Annotated in this window: 16 protein-coding genes; 12 read left to right on the top strand and 4 right to left on the bottom strand. The window is 45.6% G+C overall.

Going from position 1 to position 17,123, the window contains the following annotated elements:
• Positions 1-9: 9 nt before the first annotated feature.
• From gyrB to dnaA, 4 genes are all read right to left on the bottom strand, one after another.
• Positions 10-2,427, bottom strand: a complete 2,418-nt coding sequence (gene gyrB, locus MSG36_RS21545) for a DNA topoisomerase (ATP-hydrolyzing) subunit B (protein WP_248369661.1) — start codon at positions 2,425-2,427, stop codon at positions 10-12.
• Positions 2,428-2,444: 17 nt separating this feature from the next.
• Positions 2,445-3,524, bottom strand: a complete 1,080-nt coding sequence (gene recF, locus MSG36_RS21550) for a DNA replication/repair protein RecF (RefSeq protein WP_019825571.1) — start codon at positions 3,522-3,524, stop codon at positions 2,445-2,447.
• A 53-nt stretch (positions 3,525-3,577) separates the two neighbouring features.
• Complete coding sequence (dnaN, locus tag MSG36_RS21555) at positions 3,578-4,678, bottom strand: DNA polymerase III subunit beta (protein WP_081230727.1); 1,101 nt, start codon at positions 4,676-4,678, stop codon at positions 3,578-3,580.
• Between the two features lie 81 nt (positions 4,679-4,759).
• On the bottom strand, positions 4,760-6,181 hold the full coding sequence (gene dnaA, locus MSG36_RS21560) for a chromosomal replication initiator protein DnaA (protein WP_019825569.1): 1,422 nt from the start codon (positions 6,179-6,181) through the stop codon (positions 4,760-4,762).
• A gap of 311 nt (positions 6,182-6,492) precedes the next feature.
• Here dnaA and MSG36_RS21565 point away from each other — a divergent pair, with 311 nt between their 5' ends.
• From MSG36_RS21565 to MSG36_RS21620, 12 genes are all read left to right on the top strand, one after another.
• Positions 6,493-7,242: an amino acid ABC transporter substrate-binding protein gene (locus tag MSG36_RS21565; RefSeq protein ID WP_009848135.1), complete on the top strand. Its 750-nt coding sequence runs from the start codon at positions 6,493-6,495 to the stop codon at positions 7,240-7,242.
• A gap of 135 nt (positions 7,243-7,377) precedes the next feature.
• Positions 7,378-8,049, top strand: a complete 672-nt coding sequence (locus MSG36_RS21570) for an amino acid ABC transporter permease (protein WP_009848134.1) — start codon at positions 7,378-7,380, stop codon at positions 8,047-8,049.
• Complete coding sequence (locus tag MSG36_RS21575) at positions 8,046-8,783, top strand: amino acid ABC transporter ATP-binding protein (protein ID WP_248369663.1); 738 nt, start codon at positions 8,046-8,048, stop codon at positions 8,781-8,783. The genes MSG36_RS21570 and MSG36_RS21575 overlap by 4 nt, the downstream gene beginning before the upstream one ends.
• Positions 8,784-8,990: 207 nt before the next feature.
• Positions 8,991-9,125: a 50S ribosomal protein L34 gene (gene rpmH, locus MSG36_RS21580; RefSeq protein WP_004735800.1), complete on the top strand. Its 135-nt coding sequence runs from the start codon at positions 8,991-8,993 to the stop codon at positions 9,123-9,125.
• Between the two features lie 45 nt (positions 9,126-9,170).
• A complete protein-coding gene (gene rnpA / locus MSG36_RS21585) occupies positions 9,171-9,494 on the top strand; it encodes a ribonuclease P protein component (RefSeq protein ID WP_017055478.1) in 324 nt (107 codons plus the stop codon).
• Positions 9,461-9,718 carry a membrane protein insertion efficiency factor YidD gene (gene yidD, locus MSG36_RS21590; protein WP_004735802.1) on the top strand — a complete coding sequence of 86 codons (258 nt, stop codon included), beginning with the start codon at positions 9,461-9,463 and terminating at the stop codon, positions 9,716-9,718. Before rnpA ends, yidD begins: the two co-directional genes overlap by 34 nt.
• A gap of 2 nt (positions 9,719-9,720) precedes the next feature.
• Positions 9,721-11,340, top strand: a complete 1,620-nt coding sequence (gene yidC, locus MSG36_RS21595) for a membrane protein insertase YidC (protein WP_248369665.1) — start codon at positions 9,721-9,723, stop codon at positions 11,338-11,340.
• 130 nt (positions 11,341-11,470) lie between these two features.
• Entirely contained in the window at positions 11,471-12,832 is a 1,362-nt protein-coding gene (gene mnmE, locus MSG36_RS21600) for a tRNA uridine-5-carboxymethylaminomethyl(34) synthesis GTPase MnmE (RefSeq protein WP_029235098.1), read from the top strand.
• Between the two features lie 50 nt (positions 12,833-12,882).
• Positions 12,883-13,317, top strand: coding sequence for an FMN-binding protein MioC (gene mioC, locus MSG36_RS21605; RefSeq protein ID WP_048611234.1), 435 nt, complete (start codon positions 12,883-12,885; stop codon positions 13,315-13,317).
• A gap of 482 nt (positions 13,318-13,799) precedes the next feature.
• Positions 13,800-15,695: a tRNA uridine-5-carboxymethylaminomethyl(34) synthesis enzyme MnmG gene (gene mnmG / locus MSG36_RS21610; protein WP_248369667.1), complete on the top strand. Its 1,896-nt coding sequence runs from the start codon at positions 13,800-13,802 to the stop codon at positions 15,693-15,695.
• Positions 15,695-16,327, top strand: a complete 633-nt coding sequence (gene rsmG, locus MSG36_RS21615) for a 16S rRNA (guanine(527)-N(7))-methyltransferase RsmG (protein WP_017058801.1) — start codon at positions 15,695-15,697, stop codon at positions 16,325-16,327. Before mnmG ends, rsmG begins: the two co-directional genes overlap by 1 nt.
• A 14-nt stretch (positions 16,328-16,341) precedes the next feature.
• A complete protein-coding gene (locus tag MSG36_RS21620) occupies positions 16,342-17,115 on the top strand; it encodes a ParA family protein (RefSeq protein ID WP_248369669.1) in 774 nt (257 codons plus the stop codon).
• The last annotated feature ends 8 nt before the right edge of the window (positions 17,116-17,123 follow it).

The raw sequence follows: 17,123 nt of genomic DNA on the forward strand, positions 1-17,123 counted from the left end.
TAAAGAAATCTATACATCAAGGTTAGCAACCTTCAATGCGTTCTCTTCGATGAAGTTACGACGAGGTTCAACTTGGTCACCCATTAGCGTCGTAAACAACAGATCAGCACCAACAGCATCTTCAATTGTTACTTGCATCATACGGCGAGTTTCAGGATCCATTGTGGTTTCCCAAAGTTGATCCGGGTTCATCTCACCTAGACCTTTGTATCGCTGTAGGCTTAGACCACGACGAGACTCTTTCACTAACCAGTTCAGAGCATCAACGAAGCTAGAAACTTCTTGAGTACGCTCACCACGCTTAATGTAAGCGCCTTCTTCAATCAAGCCATCAAGAGCTTCAGAAAGATCCGCTAGCTTACCAAACTCTTTAGAGTTAATAAGATCGATGCTCAGTACGTGTTCATGAGTCACACCATGAGTACGAACCACAATCTTAGGAACGCTTAAGCCTAGCTCTTCGTGTTTTTCAACTTCAAGACTGTATTGGCTCGCACCTACTTCTTTCGCGTTTAACTGCTCAACAAGCTGCTTACCCCAAGCTTCAACTGCCGCGTCATCATGACACTGCTCAGCCGTTAGACGAGGAACGTAAATCAGTTCGTGAACCAATGCGCGTGGGTAACGGCGGCTCATACGCTCAACAAGCTTGATGCCTGCATTGTATTGCTGAACAAGCTTCTCTAAACCTTCACCTGCAAATGCTGGCGCTTCAGGGTTTACGTGCAGTTCTGCATTGTCTAAAGCCAAAGATACTTGATACTGGTTCATCGCATCTTCATCTTTAATGTACTGCTCTTGCTTACCTTTCTTCACTTTGTAAAGTGGCGGTTGAGCAATGTAGATGTAGCCACGTTCAATCAGCTCTGGCATTTGACGGTAGAAGAACGTCAGTAGCAGGGTACGGATGTGAGAACCATCGACATCGGCATCGGTCATGATGATGATGTTGTGGTAACGCAGTTTATCTGGGTTGTATTCGTCACGACCAATACCACAACCAAGAGCTGTGATTAGCGTTGCTACTTCTTGAGAAGACAGCATTTTATCGAAACGTGCTTTCTCTACGTTAAGGATTTTACCTTTCAGCGGTAGGATTGCTTGGTTCTTACGGTTACGCCCCTGCTTAGCTGAACCGCCAGCAGAGTCTCCTTCCACAATATATAGTTCAGACAGTGCAGGATCTTTTTCCTGACAGTCAGCAAGCTTACCTGGAAGACCCGCTAAATCTAATGCGCCTTTACGACGAGTCATTTCACGAGCTTTACGCGCTGCATCACGAGCACGTGCTGCATCAATAATTTTAGAACAAACTGTTTTCGCTTCACCTGGGTTCTCAATAAGGAACTCAGACAGCTTCTCACCCATTGTAGATTCAACGGCAGACTTCACTTCTGAAGAAACCAGCTTATCTTTAGTTTGGCTTGAGAACTTAGGATCAGGCACTTTAACAGAAACAATCGCCGTCAAACCTTCACGAGCATCATCACCAGAGGTCGCAGTCTTCGCTTTCTTAGAGAAACCTTCCTTGTCCATGAAGCTGTTCAGAGTACGCGTTAGCGCCGCACGGAAACCTGCTAAGTGAGCACCACCATCGCGTTGAGGGATGTTGTTGGTGAAACAGTAGATGTTTTCTTGGTAGCCGTCATTCCACTGCATCGCAACTTCAACGGTAATACCGTCTTCGCGCTCAGAGTTAAAGTGGAAGATTTTTTGGATGATTGGCGTTTTGTTAGTATTAAGGTGTTCAACAAACGCTTGGATACCGCCTTCGTATTCGAAGTGATCCATTTTGTCTTCTTCGCGCTCGTCAATTAGCTTAATTGATACACCTGAGTTCAAGAATGATAGCTCACGTAGACGCTTAGCTAAAATGTCGTAATGGAACTCGATGTTAGTGAAGGTTTCTTCACTCGGCCAGAAACGAATCTCTGTACCTGTTTTATCCGTGTCACCGATAACCGCTAGTGGCGCTTGAGGCTCACCGTGGCTGTAGGTTTGAGTGTGGATTTTGCCACCACGGTGGATAGTAAGAGTAACTTGCTTAGAAAGTGCGTTAACTACTGAAACACCAACACCGTGCAGACCACCAGATACCTTGTACGAGTTATCATCGAACTTACCACCAGCGTGAAGAACCGTCATGATTACTTCTGCTGCAGATACGTTTTCTTCTGGGTGCAATTCTGTTGGAATACCACGGCCATCATCGCTCACAGACACAGAACTATCTTCATGGATAGTTACAATGATGTCATTACAGTGACCAGCTAGCGCTTCATCAATAGAGTTATCTACCACCTCAAAAACCATGTGGTGCAGACCGGTACCATCATCCGTGTCGCCAATGTACATTCCAGGACGCTTACGTACCGCATCCAGACCCTTCAGTACTTTAATACTCGATGAATCGTAATTATCTGACATAGTTACTCTCTGACTAATTATCCTTGCTCTATTTTGCCATGTTCCACATGAAACATCCTGCTATTTTCGTCATGCATATCTGCAATCTGATCAGCGGTAATAGAGCTTACAAAAACTTGAGCCTGGGTCGCCTTTAAACACTCAGCAAGACGTGCTCGGCGTTGGCTATCTAATTCGGAAGCGAAGTCATCTATCAAATAGATGCACTGCTTACCTGTCATTTGAGTGAGGTGTTGCCCTTGTGCTACTCGTAGCGCGCACACCATCAACTTCAATTGACCTCGTGACAAGACATCTTCCACTGGAGTGCCGTTCACTTTTATCTTCAGATCCGCTTTGTTTGGCCCACTAAAGGTGTAACCAAGCTGCTGATCCCTTTCAAAATTCTTTTCTAATATCTCGGCGTATGGGGTGTCTTTGTCCCAGCCACGATAGTAGTTAATCTTTATCTCAAACTCAGGAAGGAAGGTCGCACAGATTTCTTCGGCGACTTCTTTGAGCTGATCAACGTAGGTGGCACGCCACTGACTGATGCTTTCAGCTAAACGGGCCAGTTCTTGGTCCCAATAGCTCAGCTCTCGATAGTGCGTTGCCGTTTTCAATAAGGCGTTTCGCTGCTTATTGAGGCGCTTTACCCTGCCCCACGCATCATAAAAGCCCGACTCACTGTGGAAGACTCCCCAGTCAATGAATGCTCGGCGATGCTTAGGTCCATCGGTTAGTAAATCAAACCCTTCGGGGTGAATCAACTGCAAAGGTAAGACTTGAGCTAACTGAGCCAACTTTTGCCCAGTTTGACCGCTTATTTTAACCTCTGTCGTGCCATCGCGCTGCTTATTAATGCCAATTGGCAGCTCAAATTGATCCGAGGTCATAAAACGGCCATGTACAAACAGCTCACTACACTCGTTTTGTATGATACGACCGGTAAGTGAACTCTTGAATGAGCGACCATGTCCGAGCAGATACACCGCTTCAAGGACACTGGTTTTGCCGCTTCCGTTAGCCCCTATAAGAAAGTTAAAGCCTGATGACGGTTGAATGTCACAGGCTTCAATATTTCTAAACTGCTTAACGATTAAGCGCGATAAAGGCATAACGTCTTCATATTAATCTTCAATCACGACTCGGTAGGTCAACATAGGGCAGCTTATAAGCGAATTGGCATAACAACGTACATCGCGCTGTCATCTTGTGCGTTCTCGATAAGAGCACTCGCATTGGCGTCTGACATTGAGATGCGAACCTGTTCACAACGCAGTGTGTTCAGAACATCCAATACATAGCTTACGTTGAAGCCAATCTCTAGATCGTCACCGTCGAAGTTAACATCAAGTACTTCTTCCGCTTCTTCTTGCTCTGGGTTGTTCGCGGTAATACGCATCTCGCTATCCGCAAGGTTAACGCGAACACCACGGAATTTTTCATTCGATAGAATCGCAGCACGAGAAAATGCTGAACGTAATTCATCGCAACCAGCCTCAAGTGTCTTGGTGGTATTTTGTGGCATTACGCGGCGATAATCAGGGAAACGACCATCAACCAGCTTAGAAGTGAAGACATAGTTGTTCACTTCAGCACGCACGTTAGAGTTACCAATTTGCAGTGTTACTGGCTGCTCAGGTGCATCCAATAGCTTCACTAGCTCTTGAACACCTTTACGAGGAACAATGATCTGCTTCTGAGCAAAATCGGCACCCAGTTGTGCTTGAGATACTGCCATACGGTGACCATCGGTCGCTACGCTGCGCAGGATAGAACCTTCAATCTCAAACAACATACCGTTGAGGTAATAACGAACATCTTGGTTCGCCATTGAGAATTGTGTTTTCTCGATAAGACCGCGAAGTTCAGCTTGTGTCACTGACACTTCAACTTCACTGCTCCAATCTTCAATATTTGGAAAATCTGCCGCAGGTAATGTTGCTAATGAGAAGCGGCTACGACCTGAACGAACCTGAATACGGTCACCATCCAATACCACAGTGATCACTGAGTTATCTGGCAATCCACGGCAGATATCTAGGAATTTACGTGAAGGTACGGTAATGCTGCCCGCTTCGAAATCACCTTCAAGCGTTACACGGCTGATCAGTTCAACTTCTAGATCCGTCGCTGTCATCGACAACACGTTATCTTCTACTTTAATCAGTAGGTTTCCTAGAATTGGAAGCGTTGGCCTACCACCGAGTGCGCCAGATACTTGTTGTAATGGCTTAATCAGGTGACTACGTTCAATGGTAAATTTCATATCTTGCTCTTACGGTCTAAATGGCACTGCGTAATAGTACGTGGCCAAGATTCTGCTTATTAAGGTTAAGAATACTGTGTATTAAGAAGAAAGGGTACGAATCAAGTTCGAATAATCTTCTTTAATGTCGTGGCTCTCTTCACGCAGCTGAGCAATCTTACGACAAGCATGCAGTACCGTCGTGTGGTCACGACCACCGAATGCATCGCCAATCTCAGGCAAGCTGTGGTTTGTTAGCTCTTTCGCCAGTGCCATCGCCAATTGACGTGGACGAGCAACAGAACGAGAACGACGCTTAGACAATAGATCAGCGACTTTGATTTTGTAGTACTCGGCTACTGTCTTTTGAATGTTATCAATAGTGACCAGTTTTTCTTGCAGTGCAAGTAGGTCACGCAGTGCTTCACGCACGAAGTCGATCGTGATCGGGCGGCCAGTGAAGTTTGCATTCGCAATAACACGGTTCAATGCGCCTTCCAGCTCACGAACGTTAGAGCGTAGACGCTTGGCAATAAAGAACGCTACTTCATCCGCAAGGTGAATTTGGTGGTCTTCGGCTTTCTTCATCAAGATCGCAACACGCGTCTCAAGCTCTGGTGGCTCAATCGCTACCGTCAAACCCCAGCCGAAGCGAGATTTAAGACGATCTTCTACCCCGTTGATCTCTTTTGGATAACGGTCAGACGTTAGGATGATCTGTTGGTTGCCTTCAAGCAGCGCGTTAAAGGTATGGAAGAACTCTTCTTGAGAACGCTCTTTATTAGCAAAGAATTGGATGTCATCGATAAGCAATGCATCAACACTACGGTAGTAGCGCTTAAATTCTTCGATCGCGTTGTTTTGCAGGGCCTTTACCATATCCTGAACAAAACGCTCTGAGTGCATATAAACCACTTTCGCATTCGGCTTATTATCAACAATGGCGTTACCCACCGCATGCAACAAGTGTGTTTTACCTAAACCAGTGCCGCCGTATAGGAACAACGGGTTGTAGGCTGTACCTGGGTTATCAGAAACCTGACGTGCCGCAGCCAAACCCAGTTGGTTCGACTTACCTTCAACAAAGTTATTGAACTTATGTTTTGGGTTCACGTTTGAGCGGTGATTCAAGTCAACCGCGACAGGCTCTTCATCACGCCAGATATTATGGACAGGCTTGCGAGCTTGTAATTGCGCAGGTGCTGATGACTCAGCGGCCACATCAGCTGCAGTACGAGTCTGAGTCGGTGCCGGTGTCGCAGGCTTTGGTGCAATCACACGCTTGCTTCCCACTTCAAAATGAAGATGTGGGATATCGTTACCGCAATATTCTTGCAGCAGACGGTTAATGCTATTTAGATACTTATCACGAACCCAATCGAGTACGAAACGGTTCGGTGCAAATAGAGTTAGAGTATTGTCATTGAGTTCCGCTTGTAACGGACGAACCCACATACTGAATTCTGTAGCTGGTAACTCTTCTTGAAGCTGTTGCAAACACTGCAACCAAAGCGAAGATGACACGGTGCCCTCACTCTATTTAAAGTAATATGAAATGACCGCTAATTTTACCTGTTGATAAGTCAGATCACCAGCAATTGATCACAGATCCAGTGAATAAGATCCAAGTTATTCACAATAAATTTGTAATTTATCGGTGGATCCACACATCTTGCCCCTAATTTACTCACACAATGATCCACTTATGCCCGGATCCTTGCTAGTTATCCCCAAATCGGGAATTCAATCTGGTTATGGTTAATAACATCTGGTTATTTATTCTAGTGAGCATTTTCCCAGTAACATCCAAACCCATAAATATAAGGAGTTACCAAATGAATAACTGGATTAAGGCTGCAATTGCGGCTATCGCACTCTCTGCTGCTACTGTTCAAGCTGCGACTGAAGTTAAAGTCGGCATGTCTGGTCGCTATTTCCCGTTTACGTTCGTTAAACAAGACCAATTACAGGGTTTTGAAGTGGATTTATGGGATGAGATCGGTAAGCGTAACGATTACAAGGTTGAATACGTAACGGCAAACTTCTCTGGTCTGTTTGGTCTTCTTGAAACGGGTCGCATCGATACCATTTCAAACCAAATTACAATGACGGATGCACGTAAAGCGAAATACCTATTCGCAGACCCATACGTAGTAGACGGCGCACAAATTACCGTTCGTAAAGGTAATGACAGCATTAAAGGTATCGAAGACCTTGATGGCAAGACAGTTGCGGTAAACCTAGGCTCAAACTTTGAACAACTGCTTCGCAGCTACGACAAAGATGGCAAGATCAATGTAAAAACCTACGATACAGGTATTGAACATGATGTGGCACTGGGCCGCGCCGATGCATTCGTAATGGATCGCCTATCAGCACTAGAGCTTATCAAGAAGACTGGTCTACCATTACAACTGGCGGGTCAGCCATTCGAAACAATTGAAAACGCTTGGCCTTTCGTGGACAACGATAACGGCAAAAAACTGCAAGCAGAAGTAAATGAAGCATTAGCAGCAATGCGCGCAGATGGTACGCTAGAAAGTATCTCTCAGAAATGGTTTGGTGCGGACATTACTCAGAAGTAATTACTCACTTTCTCCATTCAAGGCCCACTGCTTTATACAGCGGTGGGCTTTTTGCTTTTGTGCACTGATTAAAAAACCTGATAGAACAGTACTTACATATAGAACAACACAGCCAATAAAAATACGAGATAGATTATGGGATTTGACTTTAATTACATGCTAGAGCTGTTGCCGATACTACTGAAGTATTTAGGCACCACGATGGAGATGGCGACTTGGGGCTTGTTCTTTGCTCTGATCCTGTCTCTGATACTGGCGAATATTCGTGTATTCAAAATCCCAGTACTCGACCAACTGAGCCAGCTGTACATTAGCTTCTTCCGAGGCACCCCACTGTTGGTGCAGCTGTTCCTCCTTTATTACGGCTTACCACAGGTCTTCCCATGGATGGTTGGGTTGGATGCCTTCAGCGCCGCTGTGATTGGCTTAACCCTGCACTTTGCCGCGTATATGGCAGAAAGTATTCGTGCCGCGATTATCGGTATTGATCGCAGCCAGATGGAAGCCAGCCTTTCGGTCGGGATGACAACCAGCCAAGCGATGCGCCGAGTGATCTTGCCGCAAGCAACTCGCGTGGCACTGCCGTCATTGATGAACTACTTCATCGACATGATCAAGTCGACCTCACTTGCCTTCACCCTAGGTGTCGCCGAAATCATGGCTAAAGCTCAGATGGAGGCTTCTTCAAGTTTCCGCTTCTTCGAGGCTTTCTTAGCGGTAGCGCTGATTTACTGGGGCGTGGTCGTTATCCTCACTCGTATTCAAATTTGGGCCGAAGTGAAACTGAATAAGGCGTATGTACGATGATCAAATTACAAAATATCCACAAGCAGTTTGGTGACACCGAAGTTTTGAAAGGGATCGACCTAGAAATCAAGCAAGGTGAGATAATTGTCATCATAGGTTCAAGTGGTACGGGTAAATCTACCCTACTGCGTTGTGTGAATTCTCTAGAGCAAGCCGATCAAGGCACGATTTCGATTGATGATATCAAGGTTGATACTCAGAAACACACTAAGGCAGAGGTACTTGCATTGCGTCGTAAGACCGGTTTTGTATTCCAAAACTATGCACTGTTCGCTCACCAAACCGCGAGACAGAATATTGCTGAAGGTTTAATTACCGTTCGTGGTTGGAAAAAACAGCAAGCCCATGAAAAAGCACAACAAATACTTGATGATATTGGCTTAGGTGACAAAGGTGATAGCTACCCAGCCGCGCTCTCTGGTGGCCAGCAACAACGGGTGGGTATTGGCCGTGCAATGGCACTACAACCCGAGCTTTTACTGTTTGATGAGCCGACTTCAGCACTTGATCCTGAGTGGGTTGGCGAAGTGCTTAACCTAATGAAAAAACTGGCAAATCAGCATCAAACCATGCTGGTGGTTACCCATGAAATGCAGTTCGCTAGAGAAGTAGCAGACCGAGTGATCTTCATGGCTGACGGTCATATTGTCGAGCAGGGATCTCCACAGGATATTTTTGGTAATCCACAGGATCCTAAATTAATAAAATTCTTAAATAAGGTTGGGATCGACTAAGGATCCTTGTGATTTTGGTTATTCTACGTATAATCCCCCGACCGGAATTTTAGTTAACCCAATCATTGACACTTTTTGTGACAGTGATTACAATTCCGCCTCTTTGTTGAGAGGCGTCGGTTTTCCTTTCTTATATAAAGAAGAGAAAAAATGCCCACGCCGGGTTTAACAAAAACCTAAAACTACTGATCAGTAAGGTAATTACAAATGAAACGCACTTTTCAACCTACAGTTCTAAAGCGTAAGCGTACTCACGGTTTCCGTGCTCGCATGGCTACTAAGAACGGTCGCGCAACAATCAATGCACGTCGTGCAAAAGGCCGTAAGCGTCTTTCTAAGTAATCTTTGATTATTTTGAATAAGCTAGCCTTCGGTCGGGAGTTACGCTTGTTAACTCCCGAACATTATCAAAATGTCTTCAAGCAAGCTCATCGAGCTGGCTCCCCTCATTTCACCATCATTGCCCGAAATAACTCTCTTTCAAATCCTCGTCTTGGATTAGCCGTTCCGAAAAAGCAGATTAAAACCGCCGTGGGTCGTAACCGATTCAAGCGTCTTACTCGTGAAAGCTTTCGTAACACTCAACACAAACTTCCTAACAAAGATTTTGTTGTAATCGCTAAGAAGAGCGCGCAAGATTTAAGCAATGAAGAAATGTTCAAGCTACTCGACAAATTATGGCTTCGCCTGTCTCGCCCTTCGCGTGGATAGCGCTAATACCCATCTATTTTTATAGATGGTTTATTAGTCCACTCATCGGCCCACGCTGCCGATTTACTCCAACCTGCTCTTTATATGCGATAGAAGCGTTGAAAGCTCACGGTTTTGTAAAAGGGTGTTGGTTATCAGGCAAACGTCTATTAAAATGCCATCCTTTGAACGAAGGGGGCTTTGACCCCGTTCCACCAGTCCAAAAACAAGACAGAGATAAATAACGATGGATTCTCAACGTAATATCCTGTTAATCGCATTGGCTTTGGTTTCTTTCCTACTGTTCCAACAATGGAACGTAGCTCAGAATCCAGCACCACAAGCGGTTGAGCAGGCACAATCTGGCAGCACCCTACCAGCGCCATCTTATGCAGATGATCTAGACCCGGCTCCTGGTCAAGTTGCTTCTGCTAAAACTATCACAGTAACAACTGATGTACTGACTCTGTCAATTGATACGGTTGGTGGTGATGTCGTTAAAGCAAACCTAAACGATTACTCTGCTGAGTTCGATTCAGACGATACGTTTGTTCTTCTTAAAAACGAACCTGGTCACCAATTTATCGCACAAAGCGGTCTAGTGGGTCCTCAAGGTATCGACCTAAGCAGCACAAACCGCCCAAGCTACACAGTTTCAGCAGACAGCTTCACGCTTGCTGATGGTCAGGATGAACTACGCATCCCGATGACTTACCAAGCGAACGGCCTTGATTACACGAAAACATTCATCCTTAAGCGTGGAAGCTACGCAATGGATGTTGAATACGATGTAGTCAACAACTCTGGTAACAACGCGACATTCGGCATGTACGCTCACCTACGTCAGAACGTAATGGATGACGGCGGTAGCCTAACAATGCCAACTTACCGTGGTGGTGCTTACTCTACGGAAGATACGCGTTACAAAAAATACAGCTTCGACGACATGCAAGATCGCAACCTGTCTCTTAACCTAGCAAACGGTCAAGGTTGGGCAGCGATGATTCAGCACTACTTTGCAAGTGCATGGATCCCACGCGACGAAGCAGGCAGCAACCTTTACACTCGTGTAATTGGTAACCTTGGCGATATCGGTGTTCGCATGCCGAACAAAACCATCGCTACTGGCGACGAAGCAAACTTCAAAGCAACGCTTTGGGTTGGTCCTAAACTTCAAGACCAAATGGCTGCTGTTGCACCAAACCTAGACCTAGTAGTTGACTACGGTTGGTTATGGTTCATTGCTAAACCACTTCATACTCTGCTTTCGTTCATTCAAGGCATCGTTGTGAACTGGGGTCTGGCAATCATCTGTCTAACTTTCATCGTTCGTGGTGCTATGTACCCACTAACGAAAGCTCAGTACACGTCTATGGCGAAAATGCGTATGCTTCAGCCTAAGCTGACTGCAATGCGTGAGCGTATTGGCGACGACCGTCAACGCATGAGCCAAGAAATGATGGAGCTTTACAAGAAAGAGAAAGTAAACCCACTAGGTGGCTGTTTACCTATCCTTCTGCAAATGCCTATCTTCATTTCGCTATACTGGGCACTAATGGAGTCTGTTGAACTGCGTCACTCACCGTTCTTCGGTTGGATTACTGACCTTTCAGCACAAGACCCATACTACATCTTGCCACTTCTGATGGGTGCTTCAATGTTCTTAATCCAGAAGATGAGCCCGACAACTGTAACGGATCCTATGCAGCAGAAGATCATGACCTTTATGCCGGTTATGTTCACATTCTTCTTCCTGTTCTTCCCTTCAGGTCTGGTTCTATACTGGCTAGTATCGAACATCGTAACTCTGATTCAGCAAACGCTTATCTACCGCGCGCTGGAAAAGAAAGGCTTACATTCTAAGTAAGTTCGATAATAGAAAGAGATAAAGAAAGGCGACCAAAAGGTCGCCTTTTTGTTTTTAGCTGATTACAATTCAGCTAATTGATTAATCGTGAGCGCCCCTTTTTGGCTTTCACATGCTAGCAGGCACAACTATGACTACAGATACGATTGTTGCTCAAGCGACTGCACCCGGCCGTGGCGGCGTCGGTATTATTCGCGTTTCAGGCCCACAAGCAGCCCAAGTTGCGCTTGAAGTTACCGGCAAAGTACTGAAACCACGTTACGCTGAGTACACCCCTTTTAAATCTCACGATGGTTTAGAGTTAGACCAAGGCATCGCGCTTTACTTTCCTAACCCGCACTCGTTTACCGGTGAAGACGTATTAGAGCTACAAGGCCACGGTGGTCCTGTGGTAATGGATATGCTCATCAAGCGTATCCTCGCGATTCCAGGGCTACGCGCAGCACGCCCAGGTGAGTTCTCGGAGCGTGCCTTCTTAAACGACAAAATGGATTTAACCCAAGCAGAAGCGATTGCTGACCTCATTGATGCCAGTTCAGAAGAAGCGGCGAAATCAGCTCTGCAATCGTTGCAAGGTGAGTTCTCAAAACGCATTAATACGCTGGTGGACTCTCTGATTCACTTACGCATCTATGTTGAAGCCGCTATCGACTTCCCAGAAGAAGAGATTGATTTCCTTGCTGACGGTAAAGTAAGTGCTGACTTACAAGCTATCATCGACAACCTCGAAGCGGTTCGCCAAGAAGCCAATCAAGGTGCCATCATGCGTGAAGGTATGAAGGTGGTGATTGCAGGTCGTCCTAATGCCGGTAAGTCGAGCTTACTGAATGCATTATCGGGTAAAGACTCCGCGATTGTGACTGATATTGCTGGTACCACCCGTGATGTACTGCGTGAACATATCCATATTGATGGTATGCCACTGCACATTATTGATACCGCAGGCCTGCGTGAAGCCTCGGATGAAGTCGAAAAAATCGGTATTGAACGCGCTTGGGAAGAAATTGCTCAAGCCGATCGCGTTTTATTTATGGTCGATGGCACCACTACTGACGCAACCGACCCGAAAGATATCTGGCCAGATTTCGTTGATCGTCTGCCGAATAACATCGGAATGACCGTGATTCGTAACAAAGCCGATCAAACTGGTGAAGATCTCGGGATTTGCCATGTTAATGATCCAACTCTGATTCGACTATCAGCAAAGACGGGACAAGGCGTTGATGCACTGCGTAATCATTTAAAAGATTGCATGGGCTTTGCTGGTGGCAATGAAGGTGGCTTCATGGCACGTCGTCGCCACTTAGATGCCCTAGAACGCGCATCTGAGCACCTAGATATTGGTCAGCAACAGCTCGAAGGCTATATGGCAGGTGAAATCTTGGCAGAGGAGCTACGTATAACGCAGCAACACCTTAACGAGATTACTGGTGAGTTCAGTTCCGATGACCTACTCGGCCGTATCTTCACCTCTTTCTGTATTGGTAAATAACCTTTAAAGGCCGGCTCATGCTGGCCTTTTTCTTTAGTAAGGACAGCTTAATGATCCACATTATTACAGGCAGCACCTTAGGTGGTGCAGAGTACGTTGGCGATCACCTTAATGATCTTCTTGAAGAGCAAGGCCACGAGATCACCCTTCATAATCAGCCTGAATTCGATGATATTCCCCAACAAGGCTTTTGGTTGCTGGTGACTTCAACTCATGGTGCGGGTGAATTTCCAGATAATATTAAGCCGTTTATCGACGCATTGACCCAGCAATCTCCAGATTTAAGCCAGGTTCGCTTTGCTGTCGTGGCGCTTGGTGATTCGAGTTACGATACCTTCTGTTTAGCGGGAAAATCAATCCACAGCCAGATGAAAGAGCTCGGTGCTCAGCCTATTTCTGACTGTTTTACCATCGATGTATTGGAAACTCCGGTACCAGAAGACGCAGCAGAAGCTTGGTTCAACGATCATAGCGACCAGTTTTAACCTCTCTCTTCTCTCAAAAAGCGGCTTATGCCGCTTTTTTTGTCTCTGAACATCGCGATTGTGAATAACTTTTTTTCAAAAACATCGAAAATTAGCGATCTATTTTCAATTTCTGCTGTGGATAAGATCATACATATACGGTGATTAACCTATAGTTATCCAAATAACAAGTTTTAGGCTAATTTCCTCCTGTGAATAAGTAGCCATTTTGATCCCAGCTAATCCTCATCCTGATCAAAGTTAGATCACATCATTTGATCCAAAAAAGATCCATGATCTCGTTGATCATTTTCGACTTATCCACAGATACCCTCGATCCTAATAATAGATCTAATAAAAGATCTCCTTAAAGATCTTATCTATATTAATTAAAAACAGCTTTTTCGAAAAATCCCAAAAACGTTTTCTCAGGCTATGAAAACAGGTAGAATATCGCTCCTTTTTATCAATCTAGAAAACGTTTGAATACCTGAGGTCGGTTCATGCTTTATCACGAAAAATTTGACGTCATCGTTGTTGGTGGTGGCCATGCAGGAACGGAAGCCGCACTCGCATCTGCACGTACTGGTCAAAGTACGTTATTACTTACTCATAATATCGATACACTAGGACAAATGTCTTGTAACCCAGCCATTGGCGGGATCGGTAAGGGCCACTTGGTAAAAGAGGTCGATGCAATGGGTGGATTAATGGCGCAAGCTATTGATCATGCAGGTATTCAGTTCAGAACATTGAACGCATCAAAAGGCCCTGCGGTTCGTGCTACTCGTGCACAAGCTGACCGCGCACTGTACAAAGCCTTTGTTCGTAACGTTCTTGAAAACACGCCAAACCTGACTTTGTTCCAACAGTCGGTTGATGACTTGATCGTTGAACAGGATCAAGTGGTGGGTGTGGTAACGCAGATGGGCCTTAAGTTCCGCGCAAGCGCTGTGGTTCTGACTGTGGGCACATTCCTAGGCGGCAAGATCCATATTGGCATGGAAAGTTCTTCAGGTGGCCGTGCTGGTGATCCACCATCGATCGCACTGGCTGACCGTCTTCGTGATCTTCCATTCCGAGTTGATCGCCTGAAAACAGGTACACCTCCTCGTATCGATGCACGTAGCGTTGATTTTTCTGAGCTTGAGGTTCAGCACGGCGATAACCCGACGCCTGTTTTCTCGTTCATGGGTAGCCGAGCTCAACAACCTCGTCAGATTCCATGTTACATCACGCATACCAATGAAAATACGCATGACGTAATTCGTGCCAACCTTGATCGCAGCCCTATGTACGCGGGTGTGATTGAAGGCATTGGCCCTCGTTACTGTCCTTCGATTGAAGACAAAGTAATGCGTTTTGCTGACAAGAACAGTCACCAAATTTTTATTGAGCCTGAAGGTCTAACGACTCACGAGCTATACCCTAATGGTATCTCTACCAGTCTGCCGTTTGATGTACAGGTTCAAATTGTTCGTTCGATGAAGGGCTTTGAAAATGCTCATATCGTTCGCCCTGGCTATGCGATTGAGTACGATTTCTTTGATCCTCGCGACCTTAAGCTGACTTACGAAACTAAGTTTATTAAAGGTCTATTCTTTGCCGGTCAAATCAACGGTACCACTGGCTATGAAGAAGCGGCTGCACAAGGCTTGATGGCCGGTCTGAATGCAAGTTTGTTTACTCAAGGCAAAGAAGGCTGGAGTCCACGTCGTGACCAAGCTTACATGGGCGTGCTTATTGACGACCTATCGACCATGGGTACCAAAGAACCTTACCGCATGTTTACATCTCGCGCGGAATACCGTTTGCTGCTTCGTGAAGACAACGCCGATATCCGCTTGACTGAAAAGTCGCGTGAACTTGGTCTTGTTGATGACGCTCGTTGGGCTCGTTTCAACGAGAAGATGGAAAACATGGAGAAGGAGCGTCAACGTCTGAAAGAGACTTGGATTAATCCAAAATCTGAAGATATTGATCAACTGAACCAAGTTCTGAAAACACCAATGTCTCGTGAAGCGAGTGGTGAAGATCTTCTTCGTCGCCCTGAAATGACTTATTCACAGCTAACCGCATTGGATCGTTTTGGTCCTGCACTGGAAGATCAACAAGCGTCTGAGCAAGTTGAGATCCAAGTGAAGTACGATGGCTACATTCAGCGTCAACAAGACGAAATTGAAAAATCACTACGTCATGAAAACACCAAACTGCCTGCTGATATCGATTACAGCAAGGTAAAAGGACTTTCTAACGAAGTGGTTCTTAAACTAACGACAGCTAAGCCTGATTCAATTGGTATTGCTTCGCGAATTTCAGGCGTCACACCTGCAGCAATCTCAATTCTGTTGGTTTACTTGAAAAAACATGGCCTGTTGAAAAAAGGTGAGGAAGCATAATGAGCGCATTACGCGAAAAACTGGATCACCTGATTGGCCAGACTGAACTTGAAGTATCTGAAAAACAACGTGGCCAGTTGGTTGGCTACGTTGAGTTACTGAACAAGTGGAACAAGGCTTACAACCTAACGTCAGTTCGTGACCCGCAAGAAATGATGGTGAAACATATCTTAGATAGCATCATTGTTAGCACTCACTTACAAGGTAAGCGCTTTATCGATGTGGGCACGGGACCTGGTCTTCCTGGGATTCCGCTCTCAATCATGAATCCAGACTGCGAGTTTTACTTGCTAGATAGCCTAGGTAAGCGTATTCGTTTTATCAAACAGGTGATTCATGAGCTGGGTATCGACAACGTGGTACCGGTTCAAAGTCGCGTTGAAGAATTTCAACCAGAAGAAAAGTTTGATGCAGTGCTCAGTCGTGCATTTGCGTCAATGACAGACATGGTAGAGTGGTGTCACCATTTACCTAAAGAGCAATCCGGTGTATTTTTGGCTCTTAAGGGACAACATCCTAGAGACGAAATCGACCTGTTACCTGAATGGTGTTCAGTAACAGACATTAAAGCTTTGCAAGTGCCAGAGCTTGATGGAGAGCGTCATCTAGTTACTTTATCGCGTCAGGGATAATCAGCGAGGCCATAGTGGGTAGAATCGTAGCAATTGCCAACCAGAAGGGTGGCGTAGGAAAAACAACAACTTGCATTAATTTAGCAGCATCAATGGCGGCAACAAAACGCAAGATATTGGTTGTTGACCTCGATCCTCAAGGTAATGCCACTATGGCGAGCGGTGTCGACAAGTATCAAGTTGAAGCAACTGCTTACGATTTGTTGGTTGAAGACACCCCATTTGATGAGGTGGTTTGCCGGAGTGCATCTGGTAATTATGACCTCATCGCCGCGAACGGCGACGTTACTGCTGCAGAAATCAAGCTGATGGAAGTGTTTGCTCGAGAAGTTCGTTTAAAAAACGCACTCGAATCCATTCGCAATAACTATGATTTCATCTTTATTGATTGCCCACCCTCATTAAACCTTCTTACAATCAACGCGATGGCTGCGGCCGACTCCGTATTGGTTCCTATGCAATGTGAATACTTTGCTTTGGAAGGTTTGACTGCATTGATGGATACCATCAGTAAGCTAGCGGCTGTTGTAAACGAGAACCTGAAGATCGAAGGTCTTCTGCGTACTATGTACGATCCTCGCAACCGCTTATCGAACGAAGTATCTGATCAACTCAAAAAACACTTTGGTAGCAAAGTCTACCGAACTGTGATCCCTAGAAATGTGCGTCTGGCAGAAGCCCCGAGTCACGGCAAGCCAGCAATGTACTACGACAAATATTCCGCAGGAGCTAAGGCTTATCTTGCTCTTGCAGGCGAAATGTTGCGTCGTGAAGAAGTCCCAGTATAGGTCCAACC

Source organism: Vibrio sp. 1CM8B, assembly GCF_023161685.1.
GTDB classification, from domain to species: domain Bacteria; phylum Pseudomonadota; class Gammaproteobacteria; order Enterobacterales; family Vibrionaceae; genus Vibrio; species Vibrio coralliirubri.